At 72.4% G+C, this 23,622-nt stretch carries 15 protein-coding genes; 5 read left to right on the top strand and 10 right to left on the bottom strand.

The features are described 5' to 3' along the window. Positions 1-7 precede the first annotated feature (7 nt). From ACLBYE_RS05510 to treZ, 3 genes are all read right to left on the bottom strand, one after another. A complete protein-coding gene (locus tag ACLBYE_RS05510) occupies positions 8-3,403 on the bottom strand; it encodes a maltotransferase domain-containing protein (RefSeq protein WP_447693366.1) in 3,396 nt (1,131 codons plus the stop codon). Between the two features lie 235 nt (positions 3,404-3,638). Then, positions 3,639-8,540, bottom strand: a complete 4,902-nt coding sequence (locus ACLBYE_RS05505; protein ID WP_447693365.1) for a malto-oligosyltrehalose synthase — start codon at positions 8,538-8,540, stop codon at positions 3,639-3,641. Then, the gene (gene treZ, locus ACLBYE_RS05500) at positions 8,537-10,342 is read right to left on the bottom strand and encodes a malto-oligosyltrehalose trehalohydrolase (protein WP_447693364.1); all 1,806 of its coding nucleotides are present in this window, start codon (positions 10,340-10,342) and stop codon (positions 8,537-8,539) included. The genes ACLBYE_RS05505 and treZ overlap by 4 nt, the downstream gene beginning before the upstream one ends. Positions 10,343-10,605: 263 nt before the next feature. Here treZ and ACLBYE_RS05495 point away from each other — a divergent pair, with 263 nt between their 5' ends. Next, entirely contained in the window at positions 10,606-11,475 is an 870-nt protein-coding gene (locus tag ACLBYE_RS05495) for a hypothetical protein (RefSeq protein WP_447693381.1), read from the top strand. An 88-nt stretch (positions 11,476-11,563) separates the two neighbouring features. Here the strand turns inward: ACLBYE_RS05495 and ACLBYE_RS05490 are convergent, their stop codons facing one another. Continuing rightward, positions 11,564-11,839 (bottom strand): YiaA/YiaB family inner membrane protein, encoded by a 276-nt coding sequence (locus tag ACLBYE_RS05490; RefSeq protein WP_020093331.1) that lies wholly within the window; start codon positions 11,837-11,839, stop codon positions 11,564-11,566. A 48-nt stretch (positions 11,840-11,887) separates the two neighbouring features. Beyond that, the gene (locus ACLBYE_RS05485) at positions 11,888-12,562 is read right to left on the bottom strand and encodes a PspA/IM30 family protein (protein WP_091677436.1); all 675 of its coding nucleotides are present in this window, start codon (positions 12,560-12,562) and stop codon (positions 11,888-11,890) included. Between the two features lie 105 nt (positions 12,563-12,667). Between ACLBYE_RS05485 and ACLBYE_RS05480 the strand changes: the two genes are divergently transcribed. Next, the gene (locus tag ACLBYE_RS05480) at positions 12,668-13,294 is read left to right on the top strand and encodes a WHG domain-containing protein (RefSeq protein ID WP_447693363.1); all 627 of its coding nucleotides are present in this window, start codon (positions 12,668-12,670) and stop codon (positions 13,292-13,294) included. Between the two features lie 69 nt (positions 13,295-13,363). Here ACLBYE_RS05480 and ACLBYE_RS05475 read toward each other — a convergent pair whose 3' ends face one another. Next, entirely contained in the window at positions 13,364-15,040 is a 1,677-nt protein-coding gene (locus ACLBYE_RS05475) for a cache domain-containing protein (protein WP_020093328.1), read from the bottom strand. A gap of 173 nt (positions 15,041-15,213) precedes the next feature. Between ACLBYE_RS05475 and ACLBYE_RS05470 the strand changes: the two genes are divergently transcribed. Beyond that, entirely contained in the window at positions 15,214-16,254 is a 1,041-nt protein-coding gene (locus ACLBYE_RS05470) for an ABC transporter substrate-binding protein (RefSeq protein WP_447693362.1), read from the top strand. A 12-nt stretch (positions 16,255-16,266) separates the two neighbouring features. On the opposite strand, the gene ACLBYE_RS05465 is transcribed toward ACLBYE_RS05470, so the two are convergent. Together ACLBYE_RS05465 and ACLBYE_RS05460 are read right to left on the bottom strand one after the other, a co-directional pair. Then, positions 16,267-17,859: a DHA2 family efflux MFS transporter permease subunit gene (locus tag ACLBYE_RS05465; protein ID WP_447693361.1), complete on the bottom strand. Its 1,593-nt coding sequence runs from the start codon at positions 17,857-17,859 to the stop codon at positions 16,267-16,269. Then, positions 17,856-19,088 carry an HlyD family secretion protein gene (locus ACLBYE_RS05460; RefSeq protein ID WP_447693360.1) on the bottom strand — a complete coding sequence of 411 codons (1,233 nt, stop codon included), beginning with the start codon at positions 19,086-19,088 and terminating at the stop codon, positions 17,856-17,858. Before ACLBYE_RS05460 ends, ACLBYE_RS05465 begins: the two co-directional genes overlap by 4 nt. A gap of 78 nt (positions 19,089-19,166) precedes the next feature. Between ACLBYE_RS05460 and ACLBYE_RS05455 the strand changes: the two genes are divergently transcribed. Further along, positions 19,167-19,841 carry a TetR/AcrR family transcriptional regulator gene (locus ACLBYE_RS05455; protein ID WP_091926397.1) on the top strand — a complete coding sequence of 225 codons (675 nt, stop codon included), beginning with the start codon at positions 19,167-19,169 and terminating at the stop codon, positions 19,839-19,841. Positions 19,842-20,288: 447 nt separating this feature from the next. Then, complete coding sequence (locus tag ACLBYE_RS05450; RefSeq protein WP_331318772.1) at positions 20,289-20,999, top strand: DUF1013 domain-containing protein; 711 nt, start codon at positions 20,289-20,291, stop codon at positions 20,997-20,999. A gap of 57 nt (positions 21,000-21,056) precedes the next feature. Here ACLBYE_RS05450 and ACLBYE_RS05445 read toward each other — a convergent pair whose 3' ends face one another. Together ACLBYE_RS05445 and ACLBYE_RS05440 are read right to left on the bottom strand one after the other, a co-directional pair. Further along, positions 21,057-22,415: an MFS transporter gene (locus ACLBYE_RS05445; protein ID WP_447693359.1), complete on the bottom strand. Its 1,359-nt coding sequence runs from the start codon at positions 22,413-22,415 to the stop codon at positions 21,057-21,059. Positions 22,416-22,595: 180 nt separating this feature from the next. Continuing rightward, a complete protein-coding gene (locus ACLBYE_RS05440) occupies positions 22,596-23,621 on the bottom strand; it encodes a histone deacetylase family protein (protein WP_447693358.1) in 1,026 nt (341 codons plus the stop codon). Position 23,622: the final 1 nt, after the last annotated feature.

Here is a 23,622-nt window from a genome sequence, read left to right as displayed (position 1 = left end):
CGCGGCCTCAGCCCGCAACCCGCCGCGGCGCCCGGAGGCGCCAGATCACGCAGGATCGCTCGGCCGGATCGAGGGCGATGCGGTGGGTCTTGCCGCGCAACTCGAACGTGTAGCCTTGCAGCAGGTCCTCGACCTCGACGGCGCCGTCGTCGGGCAGGCCGAACAGCCAGAGCGGCACCTCGTAGGTGCATTCCTGGCGGTTCTTCGGGTCGAGGTTGACCATGGTGAAGACGCAGTTGTCGCGCTCCGGCGTCGCCTTGGCGTAGGCGATGATGTTGTCGTTCCAGGCGCCCGTGAAGGTCACGTTGCGGAAGTCCCAGAGGGCGGGGTTCTCGCGCCGGATCCTGTTGAGCTTGACGATGTGCTCGCGGATGTTGCCGGGCCGGTCGTAGTCCCAGGCCTTCAGCTCGTACTTCTCGGAGTTGAGGTACTCCTCCTTGCCGGGATACGGCGCGGCCTCGCACAGCTCGAAGCCGTTGTAGATGCCGTAGACCGACGACAGGGTCGCGGCGAGCGTGCCGCGGATGACGAACCCCGCCCGCCCGCTGGTCTGGAGGAAGTACGGGTTGATGTCGGGCGTGTTGGCGAAGAAGTTCGGGCGGTAGTACTCGCCCATCTCGCCGGCCAGCTCCAGGGCGTAGTCGGTGAGCTCCTGCTTGGTGTTGCGCCACGTGAAGTAGGTGTAGCTCTGCTGGTAGCCGGCCTTGGCGAGCTTCTTCATCATCTTCGGCCGGGTGAAGGCCTCGGCGAGGAAGATCGCGTCCGGATAGCGGCCGTTGACCTCGCCGATCACCCATTCCCAGAACGGGATCGGCTTGGTGTGCGGGTTGTCGACCCGGAAGATGCGCACGCCCCGGGCACACCAGCCGAGCAGGATGTCGCGCAGCTCGATCCAGAGCGAGGGCAGGGCGCCCCCGTAGAAGTGGACGTTCGAGATGTCCTCGTACTTCTTCGGCGGGTTCTCGGCGAATTTGAGCGTGCCGTCTGGGCGCCACTCGAACCATTCCGGGTGGTTCCTGATCCAGGGATGGTCGGGCGAGCACTGGATCGCGAAATCGAGGGCGATCTCCATGCCATAGGCGTGGCTCGCCGCGACCAGCCGCTCGAAATCCGCCAGCGTGCCGAGATCGGGATGCACGGCCTCGTGGCCGCCCTCCTCCGCGCCCACCGCGTAGACCGAGCCGACATCGCCGGGCTCGGCCTTCAGGGTGTTGTTCTTCCCCTTGCGGTTGGTGCGGCCCACGGGGTGGATTGGCGTGAAGTAGAGAACGTCGAAGCCGAGCTCGCGGATCTCGGGCAGGCGCCGGATGACGTCGTCGAAGGTGCCGTGTCGGTTCACGTCCATCGACTGCGAGCGCGGGAAGATCTCGTACCAGGCGGAGAACCGGGCCGCGAGGCGGTCGGCGATCACCGGCAGGGTCACGGGGTAGCGGGTCAGGTTCACCCGCTCGGCGTTCCGGCGCACGAGGCTCGACGCCTCGGGGGCCAGGATCCGGTCGAGCTGGGCGGCCGAGCCGGTCTCTTCGGCGGCGAGCGCGGCCACGAGCGCGGCGAGGCGCTCGGCGTCGCGGCCGCCGCGGGTCCGGGCCAGAGAGGCGGCGGTCCCGACCAGCGCCACGCCCTCGATCGTCTCGAGCCGCACGTCGACGCCGGCGGCGCGCTTCTTCAGGGTGTCGCGCACCCACGATGAGAAGGCGTCGCGCCACGCGATCAGGGTGAATTCGTAGCGGGCGTTCCGCTCGAGGGGGAAGTGTCCGGCCCAGCGGTCGTTGTCGACGAAGACCATCGGGTCCTCGCGCCAAGTCTCGCCTCCAGACGCGTCGGTGCCGGCGACCCGCGACAGGATCGCGGCGTCGATGATCTCGTGGCCATCGGAGAAGATGTCGGCCTCGACCCGCAGGGACTCGCCGACGACCCGCTTCACCGCCGAGCGGCCGCCGTCGATCTCGGGGCTGACCGCCTCGATCACCACCCTTCCCTCTCCGTCCGGGGTGCCGCGCGCCGGCTGGCGGGCGACCTCCTGGGCGCTGGCGGCGAGGATGCGCAACTCACCGGGCATCAGGTCGATGGCGCTGCCAGGGTGGAAGGCGATCGGCTCGGCCTCGGGCGTCCGGTCGACGAAGGCGCCGAGCATCCCGCCGGTGCGGGCGACGAGCGCGCCGGCCTCGACCGGCACCGGCCGATCGGTCGGGTTGAAGAGCACGATCAGCCCGTGCCGCGCCGAGGCCGGGTGGCCGGTGTCGAAGCGGGCGAGCGCCACCAGATCGCTGTCGGGTGCCGAGATCCGGATCTGCGCGCCCTCGACATTGGCGGCCGGCAGCTCCGCCCGCAGGGCGTTGATGGCCCGGACGTAGCCGGAGATGTCGATGCCGGTCTCGTTCTCGCGGTCGCGCGGGGTGGTCTCGACCACGTGCAGCGCCCGGCGGTAGCCCCACTCGTAGCCGATCGGCATGAGCACGCCGGCTGAGAAGAAGGAAGCGAGCGCGTAGCGGGTGCGCAGGTGCGCCGCCACCGCCTCCGGGCCACCGCCGATCTCGGCGGCGAGCCGCGTCATGTCGTGATTCTCGGGGAAGGCGATGGAGGGCGCGAGCACCCGCAGGCGCTCGTACTGCTCGAGCGCCCAGGGCTTCCTCAGGTCCCACCACGCGAAGGAGTTGAACAGGTAGTCGAAGCCGGCGCCGGCCGTGGCCCGGGTCTCCTCGAAGGTGCAGCCCAGGGTCTCGGCGGCGAACAGGCAGGCGGGGTCTTGGCTCTTGGCCTGCCCGATCAGGACGCGCCAGGTCTCCGGCGGCACCTTGTAGGCGGCGTCGCACCGGAAGCCCTTCACGCCGAGGCCCTGGAGATGCGCCACGTAGGCGCCCCAGATCCGGGTCAGCTCATCCCGGACGGAGGGGGTGTGGTAGTCGAGCTCGGCCAGGTCGCCCCAGACGGTGCGGATCGACGGGTCGTCCGGGTCGACGGCGGCCGGGTGCATGATCGAGCCGTCGGGCTCCTTCATGAACAGGTCGGGCCGCTCGGTGGCGAGCCGGGCGTTGTCGGCCGTGTGGTTGATCACGAGATCGGTCATCACCGACAGGCCCAGAGCCTCGGCGGCGGTGCAGAAGCGGCGGATCTGCTCGTCGTCGGGCGTGCCGTCGGGGTCGCGGAACCGCTCGTCCAGGCGCTCGGGATCGGCCACCGCGTAGAGGCTCCGCGAGCCGCCGGTCTGGTGGAACGGGTTGAGGTAGACCCAGTCGAAGCCGAGGGCGGCGATCCGCGGCAGTTCGGCCGTCCAGTCCGAGACGCGCCCGACCAGGAGCGGGAACAGGTTGTAGATCCGCGGCCCCTCGGCCCGGGGGGCCAGCGCGGCCGGCAGGACGGCCGCGGCCCCGGACGTCGCAGCGGCTTTGGTCGGTGCGTTCATGCTGCCTCTCGGCTCCCGTTCCCAGTGTCGTAACGCCCGAACCGCCGGGCTGTGCCGCGCGATCCGGTCCGACGTGTCTCAGCAGAGTCGCGTGACAGGGTTGCGGAGGGGCCACCCGAAGACGCGCCCGGACCGCCGCCGTCTCTGCGAGCGGAGCGGGGCGATCCAGCGGCGCCACGCTGATCCAGGGTGCGCTGCCCTGGGTCGCCTCGCTCCGCTCGCGATGACGGCGCGGTCACGGTTCCCGCCGCAGCACCGCGTAGGGCAGGTCGCGCAGGAGGGCGCCGAGATCGGCCCCCTCCCCCTCCACCACCCGCCCCGAGGCGAGGTCCCGCCAGCGCGTCCCCGCCCCGAGATCGACCCGGGTGCCGGCAAAGGCCTCGCCCGACCAGACGGCTTCCCCGACGAAGCCCGCCACCAGCCGCGGCACCGCCACGAACAGGTCGCCGCCCTCCTGGACGGGGTCGGTCCGCCGGTACGCGATGACGTGGTCGGCCCGGGCGCCGGTGGCCGCGACGGGCTCGTAGGCGGCGCTGGCGTAGAAGTCCGGGCGTTCGGCCCGCTCGGCGAGCAGCCGCGTCAGCGTCGCCTGCTTGACCCGCCCGTCCGGCCAGTGGCCCAGCAGCTCCGCGGGCGCCCCGCCCTCCTCCAGCATCCGCTCCAGGGCCGGGTAATCCACCGGGCGGCGGTTGTCGGGATCGACGAAGGAGAAATCCCAGATCTCCGTGCCCTGGTAGGTGTCGGGCAGGCCCGGCAGGGTGCATTTCAGGACCGTCCGGCCGAGGCTCGCCAGCATGCCGAGATGGGCGAGCCGCCGGGCGAAGGGCCGGAGCGCGCTCAGGAACTCCGAGTCCGGGGCGATCAGCGCCGTGAACAGCCGCTTGACCGCGCCCTCGTAGACCTCGTCGACGTTGACCCAGCTCGACCGGCGCTTGCCCTCCCGCATGGCTTTCTCGCCGTAGGCGATCAGCCGGTCGCGGAACGCCGCGATCGCCCCGGCCTCGTCCCGCTCCAGCAGCTCCAGCGGCCAGGCGCCCAGGATCGCCTGGAAGAACATCCACTGGTCGTTGGCGTCGGGGGCCGGCTCGCCGTCGATCCGGGCGAGGTGCGGGCCGGCGACCCGCTGCCACAGGTCCCAGGCCCTGGCCCATTCCTCGGGGATCTCCGAGAGGGCGAGCATCCGCGTGCGGGCATCCTCACCGCGCTTGGTGTCGTGGGTCGCCGTGGTGATCATGGCGCTCGGCCAGTCGCGGGCGCGGGCGGTCTGCAGGTCGTGGAAGTGCTCCGCGTCGATCCCGTACTCGCCCGGATCGCCGCCGACCTCGTTGAGGCCCAGCAGGCACGCGTAGCGGTAGAACAGCGTGTCCTCCAGGCTCTTGGCCATGACCGGGCCGGTGAGCTGCTGGAACCGGCGGCGGAAGCGCAGGACCACCCGCGGGTCCGGCCGGCCCGGCCCCGCCGTCTCGATCCGCCCGAGCAGGACCGCGGCGGCGAAGTCGTGGACCGAGCGGTCCGGCAGGCTCGACCAGCGCTTGGCCTTGGCGACGGCCCCCTCGATCAGGCGCACGTCCTCCGGCTCGACCTCACCCTCCTCCAGGTCCGACGGCAGGTAGCTCCGGTAGGTCGGGAAGCGCGCGATGATCTCGATCAGCGCCCGGCGCAGTGCGTTGACGGTGAAGTCGCGGGTGCGCCGGTCGGCGTCGGCCACCTCCTTGAGGTCGGTCGTCAGCACCTCCAGCTCGCTCGCGAAGCTGATCTCCAGGATCTCGGCCTTGGCGGCGCGGAGCTGGAAGCCGTAGGGCTCGTCGAAGCCCGTGGCCCAGGTGTAGAGCCGCTCGACTTTCCCGCGCCGGGACTTGTCGACTAGGATCCCGTCGAGCTGGTTCAGCACGTCGTAGCCCGTGGTCCCGGCCACCGGCCAGGGCCGCAGCCGCTCGCCCGGCTCCAGGATCTTCTCCACCACCACGTAGAAGCCCGGGCCCACGGCCGCCTGGAGCGCCCGCGCGTAGCCCAGCGGGTCGGCGAGCCCGTCGATGTGGTCGATGCGCAACCCGTCGATCCGGCCCTCGCGGACGTGCCGGAACACGGTCTCGTGCGAGCGGTGGAAGATGTCGGACAGCTCGACCCGCAGGCCGGCGAGCGAGTTCACGTCGAAGAAGCGGCGGTAGTTGATGTCGCTCGACGCCACCCGCCAGTGGGCCAGCCGGTAGGCCTGGGCCTCCAAGAGCCGGTGCAGCGGCCCGAAGCTGTCCGGGCGGCCCTTGAAGCCGTTGAGCAGCGCCAGCGTGCTGGCGGTGGCCTCCTGGATCAGCGGCGACACCCCGTAGATCTCGGCGAGCCGGCGCTTCAGGCCCTCGGCCTCCTCGGGGAAGCTCCTGCGGCGGGTCTCGTCGGTGTCGATCGACATGGCCCGCAGCCGCTCGGAGATGGCGAGCAGCTCCGCGGTGGTGTCGTCGTCCACCGCGCCGATGGCGGCGATCACCCGGTTGAGGATGGTCGGGTAGCTCAAGGGGCGGATCGGCAGCTGGTGCTCGTAGTGCCAGACGCTGAAGGCGCCGGTCTCGGGATCGAATTTCAGCTCCAGCGTGCCCTTCTCCAGGGCCTCGCCGTAGCGGTCGCCGAGGAACGGGATCACGAGGTTGCGCCCGGCCCCGAGCCGCTGCCAGTCGATGTCGAAGGCGTCGGCGAAGGGCGACAGGGAGCCCCATTCCAGGACCGACAGCCACCACGGATTGTCGGCGCCGCCGACGCCCATGTGGTTCGGGACGATGTCGAGCAGCAGCTTCATCCCGTGGGCGTGGAGCGTCTCCGAGAGCCGGACGAAGCCCGCCTCGCCGCCGAGTTCCGGGTTGATCGCGCCGTGGTCGACGATGTCGTAGCCGTGGGTCGAGCCGGGCCGCGCCGTCTGGAGCGGCGAGGCGTAGACGTGGCTGATCCCGAGCCGGTGCAGGTACGGGACGATCCGGCCCGCATCCGCGAAGGTGAAGTCCTTGTGGAACTGCAGCCGGTAGGTCGACCGCGGCGGCGGCGCGGCGAGGCGCGCGGCGCCCGAGCGCGGGCCCCGCGCCTCGGCCGAGAGGGCGGCCGCGAGCTTCGCCAGCGGCCCGCCGGGCGCGGCGATGTCCACGAGATCCCGGTCGAGCTTGCGCCGCCAGTTCGGGTAGCCCTCGGTCGAGCCGGGCACGTTGGCCTGGGCGAGTTCCGAGACCACGTCCTCGTACTGGACGGCGGTGAGCATCGCGGGCGCCCGGGCGAGGTAGCGGGCGGCGGCCTCGAAGGGCGCGGAATCCGGCGGCTCGGCGGAGGGCAGCAGCTGCTCGGCCGCCAGCGCCTCGGCGAGGCGGCGGCGCTCGACGACGCGCTCGCCCCGCTCGACCTCGGCCCGCTCCTGGTCGTAGAGGCCGAGCGACTGGCGGGTGTCGGTGTCGACCCCGCGCCACCAGCCGACGAAGGTCGGCAGGTCGTGGGTGGTGATGGCGGTGAGCGCGTCCCGCGGGTAGGCCGCGGGCGGCTTGAAGCGTCCGTCGGCCTCGCGCTCGAAGGCGAGGATCCGGTAGCTCAGCACCCCGGCCCGCATCAGCGCGTCGGAGAAGCCTTCCGGCGCCGTGCCGAGATCCTCCGCGATGACGAGGCACTTGTTGCGATGGCTCTCCAGCCGCAGCACCGCCAGCATCGGCTCGAACGGCATGGCCACGTAGGCGCCGGCCTGGGCCCCCGCCCCCAGCGGGATCAGGAACAGGCGGGCGAGCTGGAAGGCGTGGTCGATCCGGATCGCGCCGGCGTGGCGCATGTTGGCCTGGACCAGGGCCCGGAAGGCCGCGAGCCCGTCGCGCTCCATCGCCAGCGGGTCGAAGGCCGGCAGGCCCCAGTTCTGGCCCTTCGGTGCGAGCAGGTCCGGCGGCGCGCCGATCGACACCTTGTCGGCGAAGCGCTCGGGATGCGACCAGATCTCGGAGCCGCCCCGGTCGGCGCCGACGGCGAGGTCTCGGTAGAGCCCGACCCGCATGCCCGCCCCGAGCGCCGCCGCGGAGGCCTCGGCGAGCTGCCGGTCGGCGAGGTACTGCAGCCACGCGTGGTAGCCGACCAGCTCGGCATTCTCCGCCGCGAAGGCCCGCACCGCCTCGGTGCCGGCCCGGCGATAATCCTCCGGCCAGTCGCCCAGCCAGTGGGCGCCCTGCTGCCGGAAATGCTCGGACAGCGCCTCGAACACGGCGTGCGACTCGAGATCCGCGCCGCCCTCCTGACGGAAGCGCTCGAAACCCGCATCGGTCCCGGCCCGGGCCGGCGACTCCGCCCAGAGCGCCCGGAGCACCGGATCGAGGACGTCGTGCACGCCCTGGTGATCGACGAGGGCGGCCTCGCGCAATGCCCGGATCGCGTCTTCCCGCTCGGCGAGCAGCGCCTCGGCCCGCGACCCGGCGAGCCCCGGAAGGCTGCGCGGGGCGATGAACAGGGTCTCCAGGAACAGCCGCGAGGACGGCGAGTAGGGCGAGATCTTGGTCCGGTCGGAGCCGAACAGGGCGTGGACCGGGCTGAGCCCCAGGAATGCCGCCCCGCGCAGGGCGGCCTCGCGGGCGGCCTCGCCGGCATCCGCGTAGGTGCCGATGCCGATATTGGTGGCCGAGCGGAGGCCGTAGAGCTGGGCGGCCATGCCCCAGTCGGAGGCGCCCTCCTCCGTGTAGGGCCGCGGGCGCCAGCAGCGCTGCGGCGCGGCGATCACCCAGGATTCGGTGCGGGTCTGCCCGGCCTGGACGGTGAGGCGGTGGTAGCCCGGGGTCAGCGGCGGCAGCTCGAAGCCGGGCTCCGACCCCTGCGGGTTGGCCCGGCCCTCGCGAGCGGCGCCGCGCTCGTCGACGAGGCGCCAGACCAGGGTATGGGGCGCGCCGTCCTGCGGGCGCACCGGCACCCGGGCGGCCCGGCGCGCCTCCACCGGCAGGAGCGGCGGGATCAGGCCGCGGCGCAGGCGCTCGACCTCCGCGAGGCTCGCGGCGATCGCCGGCTCGTCCTCGACCGCGAAGCCGAGGGCCGCCAGCAGGCCGCGGCGCACTTCCAGCGACGTCTCGACGGGCTGGCCGAAGGCGTCGGTGTAGCCGGGGGCGACGCCGACGAGGTCGGCGAGTGTCTCGAGGCGGCTCACGCGCGGGACTCCGTCAGGAACACGCCGGTCCAGGCGGGCAGCTCGCGCCCGGCCCCGTCCGGGGCGTTGGTCCAGACCACCCGGGCGCCGCCCGGATCCAGCGCGAAGGGCTCGGCCCCGACATTGGCGACGAAGCGCAGGGTGCCGGCGCCGAAGCGCCACGTGCAGTCGACCACGTCCGGGCGCGGCATCGTGGCGGCGGCGCCGTCGTAGCCGGACTTCGCCAGGGGCACGACCACGTCTCGGCGCAGCCCCAGGAGCCGCGTCGTCTCGGCCAGCACCTCGCGGTGGGGCGAGCGCTCCCGCTCGGACCAGTCGAGCTTCGAGGCCTCGAAGGTCTCCCGTTCCGTGGGATCGGGGATCTTCGAGGTGTCGTCCGCGAACGCTGCGAAGCTCTTGAACTCCCGGCGGCGGCCATCGCGCACCGCCTTGTTCAGGTCCTCGTCCGGCGCGAAGTCGACGAAGAACAGGAACGGCGCCGAGGCCGACCATTCCTCGCCCATCCAGAGCATCGGGATCTGCGGCGCGAGCAGGAGCCCGGCCCGGGCGAGGTCGAGCTTCTTCGGGTCCGCGAGGTGGTTGAGCCGCTCGCCGAGCGCCCGGTTGCCGACCTGATCGTGGTTCTGCAGGAAGGTCACGAAGGACGAGGGCGGCAGGTGACCGGAGGGCTCGCCGCGCGGGTGGTTGTCGAGCGTCGGGAAAGGCTCGCCCTGATAGGCGAAACCCTCCGCGAGGCAGCGGGCGAGGTGGGCGACCGGTTTGTCGGCAAAGCTTTTATAGTAGCCGGCGTCCTCGCCGGTGAGCAGGACGTGCCAGCAATGGTGCAGGTCGTCGGCCCACTGGGCGTCGTGCATCTTCGGGCGCCCGGCGGCGTCCCGCTCCAGCCAGCGGGCCTGGTTGGCCTCGTTCTCCAGCATCAGGTGGATTCGGCGGTCGGGAAACGTCTTCCGGATGGTCTCGCCGAGCTCCGCCAGGAAGTGCCGGGACGAATCGTCGAGGATCGCGTGGACGGCGTCGAAGCGCAGGCCGTCGAAGCGGTACTCCTCCAGCCAGTACAGGGCGTTTTGGATGAAGAACTGCCGCACCGTGGCGCCGCTCTCCTTGCCGTCGAAATTGATGCCGGCACCCCAGGGCGTCTGGTGCCGCTCGGTGAAGAAGGTCTTGGCGTAGGCGTGGAGGTAGTTCCCGGACGGGCCGAAGTGGTTGTAGACCGCGTCGAGATAGACCATCAGGCCGAGCCCGTGGGCGGCGTCGACCAAGCGCTTGAGGTCGTCGGGGCGGCCGTAGGCGCCGTCCGGGGCGTAGGGCTGGACGCCGTCGTAGCCCCAGTTGCGCGAGCCCTTGAAGTCGGCGAGCGGCAGCAATTCGAGGGCGGTGACGCCGAGCGCCTTGAGGTCGGGCAGCCGGGCCTGCAGGCCGGCATAGGTGCCCTCTGGCGTCGCGGTGCCGACATGGCACTCGTAGATCACCGCCTCCTCGAAGGGCCGCCCGGTCCAGCCCGCGTCGGACCACTCGAAGCTCAGCGGGTCGATCACCTCGCTGAGGCCCGAGACGTCGTCCGGCTGGAAGCGCGAGGCGGGATCGGGCACGACGAGGTCGCCGTCGACGCGGAAGCCGTAGCGGGCGCCGGGCTTCACCCCGGGCAGGGCGGTGCGGCGCCAGCCGCCGCCGGATTCGGGCAGCGGGTGGTCGACGCCGTCGACGACGAGGTCGACGCTCTGGGCGGTGGGCGCCCAGAGGGCGAAGCGGACGCCGCCCCCGACCATCTCGGCCCCGAAATCCATGCTGTGGGCGCGCCGCATCGGGCCACCGTCCTCGTCATTGGCCGCGCGACCGGGACGCAAGCGCGGCAGGATCATCTGTCGTGGGAGAAGGCCCCGGGCCCGATCCGGTTCCCGCAGCGCAGCTATGGCGGAGCGGCCGCGTGGCAATGGGGTATCGGCGGGAGTGACGGGAGGGGGCAGCGGCGTGACGGCGGGCCGCGCGGAAACTAAGCCGCAGTTCCGTCCGCGCGGGGCGGCCCTATCTTGCCCGGCCGGCACTCTCGTCGGTCTGGGAGCGGACACTGGGTCGGGCGCACATCATCGGCATCCACGGGCTCGCCAACAAGCCGCCCCGGGACGAGAAGGCCGCCTGGTGGCGCGCCGCGATCCGCGAGGGGCTCGACCGCAATCTCGGGCTCCGGATCGCGGAGCCCGACCTGCCCTTCACCTTCGTCTACTGGGCGGACCTGCGCTACCCGCAGCCGCTCGCGGGCGACCGCAACCGCGAGCCCTACCGCCCCGATCACGGCCTCGGGCCGTTCCCCTCCCCGGCGGGAGAGCCCGACCGCGCCGAGCCGACCCTCACCGACCGGATCTACCGCGGCCTGTCGCACCTGCAGGAGGCCGCCGGGCTGACGCCGGTGGACGACCTGATCTTGGAATACCGCCTCGACGACCTCTGGGGCTACTACGAGGACGCGGATTTCCGGGCGGCGGCGCGGGCGCGCCTGCGCGACGCCCTGGCGGCGGCCGCGGCGGACCGCGTGCTGATCGCCGCGCACTCGATGGGCGGCCTGATCGCCTACGACGTGCTGCGCGCCGCCGAGGCGGACGGGACGCCGATGCCCCGCTGCGACCTCGTCACCCTCGGCGCGCCCCTCGGGCTCGCCGAACTCAAGCTGAAGCTCGCCGACGAGCACGGCGACCTCCGGGTGCCGGCGGCGCTCGCCGCCTGGACCAACCTGATGGACCGCCAGGACATCGCCACGGTGGGCGACGACCTCGCAGCCCTCTACACGCCGAACGCCGCCGGGGTGCGGGTGCGGGACGTGCCGGTGATCAACGCCTACCGGAGGCCTGACGGCGCCGAGAACCGGCACAAATCCTACGGCTACCTGCGGACCCCGGAACTCGCCCGGGTCGTGGCCGGGTTCCTGGACGCCGCGGCGTGAGCGATCCGGGGGAGGTGACGCGCTCCGCCGCGCGCCTCCCCGACCCGGGACGCGCGCCGCCCGGGTCGGAGCGCGAACCCGCCGGGCCTCAGAGCCGGCCCGGCACCACCTCGCGCAGGACGCGCTCCGTGGCGGCGTCCTCGATCTTGTTGATCAGCCGCTTCGCCTCGTGCTCGTCGCGCAGGGTCTTGGCCAGGGTGAAGGTCGTGCCCGTGAGGAACAGCGACGCCATGGCGAGGTAGCCCTTGATCCAGATGTCGGCGGGCAGGAAGAAGATGCCGAACGTCAGCATGGCGGCGGCGACGGCGAAGCTGACCAGCGTGAAGGTCTTCCAGGCGCCGGTATGGGGCATCTGCGGTGTCATGGTGCGGTCTCCTGAGGAATGATCGACGGGGAAGCGGTGCGGCGCCGGTCAGGCGCCGGCCCTGAGGCGGTCGAGCACGGCCCGCGGGTCGGTGCGGGGGCGGCCGTAGCCCGCCGCCTCGAGATCGGCCTCGATCCCGCCCGCGGCCTCGGCCTCGAGCTCGGTCAGCGCGGCGGCGACGTCCGCCTCGGCCGCCTGCCGCTCGCGCAGGCGCGCCAGCGTCCGCTCGGCCTCCCCGAGCGCCCCCGCCGACAGGGTCGTGACCCGGCGGCCCTCCAGTCCGGCCCGCCGCAGCGCCTCGGTGGTGCGGGCGGTCTGGAGCCCGCGGTCGAGGTCCCGCAGCCGCTCGCCGCCCTGCGCGACCAGGCGCTTCAGCCGCTCGACCTCCGCGGCGAAGCGCTCGGCTGCGGCCCGGCGGTCGGCCCGCTCGTCCTCCAGGGCGGCGATGTGGATCGCCGCCTCGGTCCCGAGATCCTCGCGCCCGTCGCTGAGCGCCCGTCGCGCCCCGTCCGACAGGGTGTCGATGCGGGTGCCGATGGCGTCGAGGGCGCGCGCCTCGGCGGCGTGGTAGGCCATGGCGACGGCGAGTTCCCGCCGGGCGGTCGCCAGGGCACCGGCGGCGTCCCGGATCTGCTGGCGCAGGATCGTCACGGCATGGGCGTCGTGGATCGCCTGGGCGTTGTCGGCGATCACGCCGCGCATCAGGAAGGAGAGGGTCCTCATCACGGTTCACCTCGCGGGAACGACGGGCCGGACCGCGTCCGGATTTGATTGAACGTCGTTCATGAAACAAGTAAACACGGGACGCGCCGGGCCGCAAGAGATAAAATGAACGAGGTTCATAAAAAAGTGAGGGGCCGGCCGCGGAAGGAGCCCGGCGATCGGGCGGCCGATCGCCAGGCCCTGATCGCGGCCGCGGTGGCGATCCTGAACACGGGCGGCGCGGCGGCGCTGACCGCCCGCGGCGTCGCGGAGCGGGCCGGCACGGCGGTCGGCTCGGTCTACACGCAGTTCGACAGCCTGGAAGTGCTGCGGCTGGAGGCGAACGCCGTCACCATGCGCCGGCTCCGGGACACCCTCGCGGGGGCGCTGGCGGCCTGTCCGTCGCGGGAGACGGAGGCGCGGCTCCTGTGCCTGGCCGACGCGTATCTCGCCTTCGCGGCCGAGCACCACGCCGCCTGGGCGGCGATCTTCGAGCGGCGCACGGTGGCGGCGCCGGACTCGGTGCAGGCCGACATCGCGGCCCTGTTCGGGATCCTGGAGGGGGTGCTGCGCGACGGCGGCCGCCTCGGCGAGGCGGCGATCCCCGTGATGGCGCGGGCGCTGTGGTCCAGCGTCCACGGCATGACCTACCTCGCCGATCTCGGCAGCCTGGGTCCCCTCGGGGTCAGCGACGTGCGGCCGATGATCGACGCGCTGGTGCGGGCCGCGGTCCGGGGCTTCTCGGCGGGCTGAGCGCCGCGCCCTGCTCGCCCGCGGGCCCCGCCCCTCAGGCCACCCTCAGGCCACCCTCAGGCCGCGCCCTCAGGCAGCCTGGACCTCCGCCAGGAAGGCCTTCACGGCGTGGTCGAGCTCGTCCGAGCCGCGGGTGAGGTCGCGGGCGGCCGCCAGCACCTGCTCGGAGGCGCTGCCGGTCTCGTCGGCGCCGCGGCGCAGGTCGACGACGTTCTCGGACACGCCCTGTGCCCCGGTGGCGGCGCTCGCCACGCCGCGGACGATCTCCTGGATGGCGGCGTTCTGCTCCTCCATGGCGGCCGCGACCCCGACCGCGATGCCGCGCATCTCCTCGATGGTCCGGCCGACCGCGCCGATCGCCGCGACCGCGTCCCGGGTCTCGCCCTGAATCCGGCCGATCTGGCCGGAGATCTCCTCGGTCGCCTTGGCGGTCTGCTCGGCCAGCGCCTTCACCTCGGAGGCGACCACCGCGAAGCCGCGCCCGGCCGCGCCCGCGCGGGCCGCCTCGATCGTGGCGTTGAGCGCCAGCAGGTTGGTCTGGCCGGCGATCGAGGCGATCAGCCCGACCACGTCGCCGATCTTCTCGGTGCCGGCGGCGAGCGCCCGCACGGTCGCCTCGCCCTGGCGGGTGCTGATCGCGGCCTGCCCGGCGATCTCCGAGGCGCGGTTCACCTGCCCGGCGATCTCCTGGACCGAGGCCGACATCTCCTCGGTGGCCGCCGCGGCGGTCTGGACGTCGGCGGAGGTGCCGGCCGCCTGCGCGGCCACCGCGCCGGTGCGCTCGGTGGTGTGGGCGGCCGTGACGGTCAGCGTCCGCGCCGTCGCCTCGAGGTCGGCGGCCGCCGTCGCGAGTCCGCGGCTCAGGGTCCCGGCCCGGGTCTCGAAGGACCGGGTCAGACGGTCGAGGGCGGCGGCCCGCCGGGCATCCCCGTCGGCGCTGGCGGCGGCGCGGGCGTCGGTCTCGGCCTTGGCGATCAGCGCGTCCTTGAACACCTGCACGGCGCCCGCCATGGCGCCGATCTCGTCCCGGCGCTCCCGCGCCGGCACCGGCACGGCGGTCTCGCCGGCCGCGAGGCGGTGCATGGCGCCGTTCAGCGCGCGCAGCGGCCGCGTCAGCCGCCGGCCGATCAGCGCCGCGAGCAGGCCGATCAGCGCCACCACCACGAGCATGCCGGCCGCCGCCTTCCAGGCCGCGTCCCGCAGGATCGCCGCGGTGTCGTCGGCGTAGATGCCGGTGCCGATCACCCAGCCCCAGGGGGCGAAGCCGCGCACGTAGGAGAGCTTCGGCACGGGGGCGTCGGCGCCGGGTTTCGGCCAGTAATAGTCGACGAAGCCCTGGCCCTGCCGCTTCACCGTCTCGACGAAGTCGACGAACAGGCGCTTGCCGGTGGGATCCTGCACGGCGGCGAGATCCTTGCCCTCCAGCTCGGGCTTGATCGGGTGGGCGACCATGCGGGGCTGCATGTCGTTGACCCAGAAGTACTCCTTGTCGTCGTAGCGCAGGGCCTTGAGGGCCCGGATCGCGGCACCTTGCGCGTCCGCCCGGGACAGGCGACCGGCCCGCTCCTCGCCCTCGAAATAGGCCGCGACCCCGTAGGCGACGTCCGTGAGGTTCCGCGTCTTGGCCATCCGGTCCTGCTCGACCTGGGATTTCAGGCTGACGAGCCCGATGCCCGAGACCGCGACGATGCCGACCAGCGCGGTGGCCGTGATGGTGTGGAGCTTCGCTCCGAGCCCGATCTTCACCCACGCCCCCGCGATGATTTCAAGAAGATGATTTCAACGTGCGGTATTTTGCAGCTTCTGCGTTAGCGGAGCGTGAAGACGGCCTTGCGCGCGCCGGCCCGAGCCTGTCCACTCCCCGTCCAACGAAAGCCCGGCGCCGCTCAGGATCGTGCCGGGCCACAGGGAGAAGCGTCATGGTGCGTACGTCTCGGACGGGCTCGCTGCTGCCGGGCCGCCGCCGGCTCCTGCGAGCGGGATCGGTCCTCCTGCTGGCCGGGCTGGCGCTGGCCACCCCCGCCCGGGCCGACGATGCCAAGGTCCGGATCAGCCGGCAGCCGGGCTTCGTCTACCTGCCCGCGGTGCTGGCCGAGCAGCACAAGCTGATCGAGAAGCACGCCAAGGCCGCGGGCCTCGGGGACGTCACGGTGGAGTGGGTCAACCTGACGAGCGGCGCGGCCGGCAACGACGCGCTGCTCTCGGGCAACATCGACATCGTCGACAGCGGCTCGACCAACATGCTGCTGCTCAACGACCGCACCAAGGGCGACGTGAAGGGCCTGTGCGGGGTCGGCACCACGCCGATGATGCTGCTCACCCGCAATCCGGACGTGAAGGAACTCAAGGACTTCTCGTCCAAGGACAAGATCGCCCTGCCCTCCGTGAAGGTCTCGTCGCAGGCGGTGCTGCTGCAGATCGCCGCCAAGAAGGCGTTCGGGCCCGAGAACGCCACCAAGCTCGACCCGCTCACCGTCCAGCTCGGCCATCCCGACGCCGTGGCGGCGCTGGCGAGCCCGCACAACGAGGTCAACAGCCACTTCTCGCTGCCGCCGTTCCAGCAGCGCGAGCTGCAGGACCCGGCGATCCACAAGGTGCTCAATTCCTACGAGATGGTCGGCGAGCCGGTGAGCAACGCGATCTTCTACGCCCGGACCGGCTGGTACAACCGCAACCCGAAGCTCGCCGCCGCCATCGTGGCCGCCATCGACGAGGCCAATGCCGAGATCGCCCGGGATCCGCTGAAGGCCGCCAAGGACTACGTCGCGGCCACCAACGAGAAGACGCCCCCCGAGACCCTGGTCGCGATCATGAAGGAGCCCGGGACGAACTTCTCCACCACGCCCTACGGCATCATGCTCCAGGCCCGGCACTTCTACGCGATGAAGACCATCAAGACCGAGCCCAAGGACTGGAAGGACACGTTCTTCCCGATCGTCCACAACCTGCCGGGGCGGTAGGACCCCGGCCGCTCAGTGCGCCTCCACGGGCCCGGCGGCGCGCTGCGGCTTCTTGAGGATGGCCACCACGGCGAGGCTCGCCACGAGGCTCACGCCCACCAGCCAGAACCCGTCCGCATAGGCCATCACGTAGGCCTCGCGGCGGACCTGGGCGGCGAGCTGGCCCAGCGCGACGCCCTTGGCGGCCAGCGGGTCGGCGATGCGGGCGTGCATCCCGGCGGCGAGCGCCGCGAGCCGGTCCTGGGTGCGGGTGGCGTTGACGGTGATCGCCTCGGCCAGCATCGAGAAGTGGAAGTGCTCCCGCCTGTCGATCATCGTCGACAGCATGGCGATGCCGATCGAGCCGCCGAGGTTGCGCATCATGTTCGACAGGGCGGAGGCGTCCGCGGTGTCGCGCGGGGCGAGACCGACGGTGGAGAGCTGCGACAGCGGGATGGTGAAGAGCGGCTGGCCGATGGCCCGCATCAGCTGCGGCAGGATCAGCTGGTCGGCGCCGACATCGTGGGTCAGGCCGACGTTGATCCAGCAGCTCGCGATGAAGAACAGCGTGCCGGTGACCACCAGCACCCGGGCGTCGAAGGTCCGCATCAGCAGCGGCATCATCGGGAAGAGGACGAGCTGCGGCAGGCCCGACCACATCACCACGTAGCCGATCTGCTGGGCGTTGTAGCCCTGGATCTGCGCGCAGTAGACTGGGATGATGTAGATCGACCCGAACGAGACCGCGCCCAGCACGGTCATCAGCACGCAGGCGCCGCCGACCGAGCGGTTGGCCAGGACGCGCAGGTTGATGAACGGGCGCTCGGTCGTGAGCTCGCGGACGATGAAGCCGGCGATGCCGGCCGCCGCCAGCAGCGACATGTTCACGATGATCTGCGAGCCGAACCAGTCCTTGCGCTGGCCCTCCTCCAGCACGTAGGTCAGGGCCGGCAGGCCGATCGCCATCAGGCCGATGCCGATCCAGTCGCCCTTGAGCAGCTCGCCCCAGCGCGCCGGCACGCTGTCGAAGGCGCCGAGCTGGATCGCCGCCGCCACGGGGCCGAAGATCAGGTTCAGGTAGAAGATGTAGTGCCACGACAGGTTGTCGGTGAGCCAGCCGCCGACCGTCGGGCCGATCGCGGGCGCGAAGGTCGCGGTCAGCCCGAACAGCGCGATGCCGATGGGCTGCTGCGCCTTCGAGAGCCGGGTGCGCACGATCACGATGGCGGTGGGGATGAGCACGCCGCCGGTGAAGCCCTGGCCGGCCCGGAACAGGATCATCTGGCCCAGGGTCGTCGACAGCGCGCAGGCCAGCGAGAAGGCGGTGAACAGCATGGTGTTCACCGCGAGGTAGCGGCGCAGGCCGATCACCGAGGACAGCCAGCCGGTGAGCGGGATCACGATGATCTCGGCCATCAGGTAGGCGGTGGAGATCCAGCTCCCCTCCTCGGTGGAGGCGCCGAGCGCCCCCTGGATGTCGGCGAGCGACGCGTTGGTGATCTGGATGTCGAGGATCGCCGTGAAGGCGCCGAGGATCGCGCCGAACACGGCGAGCCAGTCCCGGGCGCTCGCCTTCGCCTCGGGCGCGGCCACGGCCGGCACGGGGCTCGTCGGGGCCGGGCTCATCGGGGCAGGGCCTCGCTGACGAGGGCCGGAGCGGGCTTCGGCCGGGCGGGCCGCACCGGCTCCACCGGATCCTGGGTGTGGACCGTGGCCTCCACCGACAGGCCCGGGCGCAGGCGGGCGATGAGCGGATCCGACGGGTCGAGGGCGACGCGCACCGGCACGCGCTGCACCACCTTGGTGAAGTTGCCGGTGGCGTTCTCCGGCGGCAACAGCGCGAATTGCGAGCCGGTGCCCGGGGAGAAGCTCTCGATCCGGCCCCGGAACGCGTGGTCGCCGAAGGCGTCGACCGTGAAGGTGACGCGCTGGCCCTCGACCATGCGGCCGGTCTGGGTCTCCTTGAAGTTCGCCACGAGGTAGATGTCGCGGCCCATCGGCACGAGGGTCAGGAGCCCGGTGCCGGCCGAGACGACCTGCCCGATCCGCAGCGCCCGGTCGCCGGCCACGCCGTCGATCGGCGCCAGGATGGTGGTGTAGCTCAGGTCGAGCCTCACGCCCTCGACCTTGGCCTGCGCGCCCTCCAGGCTCGCGCGGGTGCTGGCCTCGAGCGCCTGCAGGCTGTCGATCTGCTTCTGCGCGGCGTCGAGCGAGGCGGCGGCCTTGTCGCGGGCGGCGTGGCGCTGGCGGAGGTCGGACTCCGCCTGCTGCTGGCGCTGCACCGTGCCGGACCCGGTCTGCAGCAGGTTCTGGTAGCGGGTGTATTCCTGCTGCGCGAAGGTGAGGGCGGCCTCGGCGTTGGCGAGGTCGGCCCGCGACGAGGCGACCTGCGCCCGCTGCTGGACGATCGCCGAGGCGACGCCCAGGATCTGCGCCCGGTCCTTCTCGACCTCGGCCTCGGCCTGCTTGAGCTGGACCCAGTAGGACCGGTCGTCCAGGCGGGCGATGACGTCCCCGGCCTTCACCGGCTGGTTGTCGCCGACCAGCACCTCGGCGACGGTGCCGGCGATGCGCGGCGCCACCGTGACCTTGTCAGACTGGAGATAGGCGTCGTCCGTGACCTCGAGGAAGCGCCCGACGCTCCACCAGTGCCAGCCGTAGGTCCCGGCCCCGCCGAGCGCGAGCGCGCCGAGGAGCGGCAGCACGACCCGCGCCCGGCGGCGGCGCGGCGCCGGGTTGGTGCTCGGGGCCGGGGTCGTGACCGCCGCGGTGGCCGGCGCGGTGACCGGGGTCGTGAGCGGGGCACCCGCGACCGGGTCGGTGCTCTTGAAGCTGTCGCTGCGACGTGCGTCCATCGGGTCTGGCCAGAATCAAAACGGTACGGTATCGTTTTGATAGGACGAACGGCGCCGGTGGGCAAGGAGGATCGTGGGGTGACGGTCACGGAGATCGAGCGGGCGGAGGCGGGCCCGCGGCGCGGCGGGCGGCCGACCCGGGCGGAGGCGGCCCGGCGCGAGGCGCACCTGATCGCGGTGGCGACGACCCTGTTCCTGGAGCGCGGCTTCGACGCCACCTCCATCGACGCGGTGGCCGAGGCCGCCGGCATGAGCAAGCCGACGGTCTACGCGCGCTACCGCGACAAGCGGGCCCTGTTCGAGGCGGTCCTGCGCGAGCGGATCGCCGCGTGGCTGGCACCGCTCTCGGCGGCCGCCGAGGCCCAGGCCGCGCAGGGTGGGAGCGACGACGTCGAGACCGCCCTGGAGGATCTCAGCCGCACCCTGCTGGCCCACGGGCAGTCGCCGGGCGCGGCGATGCTCAAGCGCAACCTCGTGGCCCAGGCGCTGCAGTTCCCCGAGCTCGCCCGCCTCGCCCACGAGGAGGGCTGGCTGCGCGGCGTGCGCGCGGTGGCGCAGCTGCTCGACGCCTTCGCGCGGCGCGGGCGGATCGCCGTGGCGGATCCGGAGATCGCGGCCGACCTGTTCCTCAGCCTCGTCCTCGGCCGGTCGTCCCAGGCGACCCTCTACGGCATCGCCACCGACCCGGAAGCGCAGGAGCGGCGGCGGCAGGCGGCGGTGCGGCTGTTCCTCGACGGGGTGCGCCCGCGCTGAGGGGCGGACCGGAACGTTGTTGCGCGGCAAGGGCTGCGTTATCTTCGGGAGTGGGACCGACGGCGGCTACCGCCGGTCCCTGGCATTCAGCGTTTCAGGTGTTGCCGAGGCCAGAGAGGAATGGCGAGGCGGAGCGTCAATCTCCACTCGCCATTCGCTTTTCTGGACCATGCCAGAGAGATGACCATCCTCTGCACTCCCGGCCGCAACCGGCCGCGCGCGGCCTTCGCGGGTGAGTCGGTCAGGCTCACGGCACAAGCTTAGCCTTATCTCCGGGACCCGGAGAATCCGCGTCGGCGCCTCGAGCCCGCGATTGCGCCCCTCCCCGCCCGGGCCTATAGTGCGTCATCCCCATTCGACAGCGTGAGACGGGACATCCGGATCGGTCATCCGGAGCCCGCGGCCCGATGCCCGGCCCCCGTCCCGCCAGGCCGGAGCACGAGAAGCATGTCCCAGGGTCCGCTGATGCCGAAGGCGACCGCCGTCTGGCTGGTCGAGAACACCTCGCTCGCCTTCGAGCAGATCGCCGATTTCTGCAAGCTGCACCCGCTTGAGGTGAAGGGCATCGCCGACGGCGAGGTCGCGGCCGGCATCAAGGGGCTCGACCCGGTCTCCACCGGCCAGCTCACCCGCGACGAGATCGAGAAGGCCCAGAAGGCGCCGCACTACAAGCTGAAGCCCGCCGTCTCGAAGGTGAAGCTTCCGGAGGTGAAGCGCACCACCAAGGGCCCGCGCTACACCCCCCTCTCCCGCCGGCAGGATCGGCCGAACGCCATCCTGTGGCTGCTGCGCAACCACCCCGAGCTGAAGGATTCGCAGATCATCCGGCTCGTGGGCACCACCAAGTCGACGATCCAGCAGATCCGCGAGCGCACCCACTGGAACTCGGGCTCGCTCCAGCCGATGGACCCGGTCACCCTCGGCCTGACCACGCAGATCAACCTCGATTTCGAAGTCCAGCGCGCGGCGGCCGATCGCCCGGCCGCGGTGGCGGCCGAGTCCGGCGCCTCGCTGCTGCCGACTGAGGTCTCCACGGCCCGCGACGCCGACGAGCGGGAGCACGAGGACGATCACGGCGGTCGCGAGGAGCGGCTCGACGCCGATTCGGTCTTCGCCAAGCTCAAGGGCCGGCACCAGGACGAGGACGACGAGGACTAGGACTAGGACCAAGACTAGGACCGGCCCCCGCCCCGACGGGGCGGGGGCCGGACCGACCTATTCCGGCAGCGGCCGGCCCCGCGTCTCCGGCATGAACCACGGCACCACGAGGCCGATCACGTAGACGCTCGACAGGGTCAGCGCCGCCGCGGCGACGCCCCCGAAGGCGGTCACGATCTGCCCGGCCAGGATCGGGAAGATCCAGGCGATCAGCCGTGCGCCGTTGAAGACCGCGCTCGACGCCGTCGCCCGGACCGCCGGGGTGAACAGCTCCGCGAGGTAGATCGCCATCCACGAGAAGGCGAAGCCCAGGGTGAAGAACCCGTTCAGGAAGGCGAGCGCCATGAACGGCACGAGCCCGCCGGTCCAGAGGTAGCAGGCGAGCGACGTGGCGATGCAGCCGGCATAGGTCACGAGCAGGAAGGCGCGGCGCCCGATCGCGTCGGCCACGAAGCCCGAGATCACGTAGGCGGCGATCGCCCCGATATTGTAGACGATGCCCATGCGCGGGCCCCAGACATTGGCCGGTGCGCCCGCGGCCTTGGCGAGCCCCTCCGTGTAGGCCGGCAGCCAGGACGAGACCGCCCACCAGCCCACCGTGGTGGCGAAGGACAGGAGCGTGGCGAGCAGGACCCGCCGCCGGCTCTCGGGCTCGCGGAAGATCTCCGTCAGGGAGAACGGGCGCCGTGCGCGCCGCGGGGCGCGGTCCGCTTTCTCCGCGTCCTCCGCGGTGGCCGCCCAGCGCTGCGCCTTGAGCGCCCGCATCCACTGCTCGGATTCCTCCAGCGCCCGGCGCAGGTACAGGCACACGAAGGCCGGCAGCGCGCCCAGCGCGAACAGGATCCGCCAGGATTCCGCCCCCAGGGGCTCGGTGGCGGCGAGCACGGCCCACACGATGGCGGCGAGCACCGCGCCGCCGCCGAAGCCCGATTGCAGGAAGCCGCAGCCCTTCGGGCGGGCCCGGTTCGGCCAGGTCTCGGCCACGAGGGCGATGCCGGTGGACCATTCCGAGCCGATGGCGAGCCCGGTGATGAAGCGCAAGACGGCGAGCTGCGTGAAGCTCTCCGCGAAGGCGGTGAGCCCCGTGAACAGCGCGTAGCCCAGGATCGACACCATCATCATGCGCTTGCGGCCGATATAGTCGGCCGCGATCCCGCCCATCAGGCCGCCGATCCCCCAGCCGAGCAGGGTGATGCCGATGGCGAGGCCCACGTAGAAGGCCGGCGCCTGGGCCTGCTCGGGGGTGAGGATCGAGGCCAGAGCCGGGCGCAGGGCGTAGACCAGGGCCACCGCCTCGTAGCCGTCGAAGATCCAGCCGAGGTAGCTGCCCCACAGGATCCGCCAGTGGCGCCGGGTGAGACCCGCGTGCCACGGAGCGCCGGCCGCCTCGCGCATGCCCACGTCGCCCGCGTCCATCGCCCGTTCCTCCCGCCCGGGACGCGTCGGCGGCGCCCGCCCCGTCCTGATAGGTCGGTTGTGGCATCGGGTCGACCACATCCGGGCGGCCGGTCCGGCGCGCCGGCGATCACGATCGCATCACGTCTTCACTGCGCACCTTCACTGCGCACCTTGCACTGCGCGCCCGCGGCGTTCGGCCTAGCGCGCGGCGTCGAAGGCGGCGAGGAAGGCCGCGAGGTTGTCCGGCAGGGCCGCGCAGAGGTAGCCGCCCTCCTGGACCAGCGCCGTGGGCAGCCCGGCCCGGGCGATCCGCTCCGCCGCCCCGACGAAGCCCGCCCGGGAGACCGCGAGGGCGCCGATCGGGTCGTCCGCGGCGGCGTCGAGGCCGAGCGCCACCACGAGCGCCCGGGGCCGGTGCGCGGCGATCGCCGCGAGGCCCGCCTCGACGGCCTCGAGCCAGGGCGCGTCCCCCGAGCCCGGCGGCAGCGGCAGGTTGCGGTTGAACCCCGCCCCCGCCCCGGCGCCGGTCTCGTCGGCGTAGCCGGCGAAGAACGGGAAGTAATCGGACGGGTCGGCGTGGACCGAGACGGTCAGCACGTCGGCGCGGGCGTAGAAGATCCCCTGCGTGCCGTTGCCGTGATGGACGTCGATGTCGAGGATCGCCACCGGGCCGCCGGTCGCGGCGCGCATCCGCTCGGCCGCGATGGCGCTGTTGTTGAGGAAGCAGAAGCCGCCGGCGGAATCCGCGTAGGCGTGGTGGCCGGGCGGGCGGCACAGGGCGTAGGCGTGCCCCGCCGCCAGCGCCGCGTCGGCGGCCGCGACCGCGCACTGCGCCGACCCGTAGACCGCCGCCCAGGTGCCGGCGCGGATCGGCGTCGAGGTGTCGGCGGTGTACAGGCCCAGGCGCCCGAGGAGGCCGGCGGGCTTCCGGTGCATCTGCGGCCGGGCGAAGGCCCCGGTCAGGATCTCGTCGCCGATGCCGGGAATCGCGTCCCGGCGCGACCAGGCCTCGGCCAGGAACGCCACGTAGTCGGGATCGTGCACCGCCCGGATCGGGTCGAGGCCGTGATCGGCCGGCTCGGCGAGGTCGTGGCCGCCCCGGACGGCCGCGTCCCGCAGGATCGCGTAGCGGGCCGCCTGCTCGGGATGCGGGATCGGCGCGCCGCGCCGCATGTAGCGTTCGGGATCGTGCCGGCTCGAATCGGGCGTGTGGACGATGCGCATG

It is taken from the genome of Methylobacterium sp. A52T, assembly GCF_053346095.1.
This window is presented reverse-complemented; position numbering and strand designations above follow the sequence as displayed.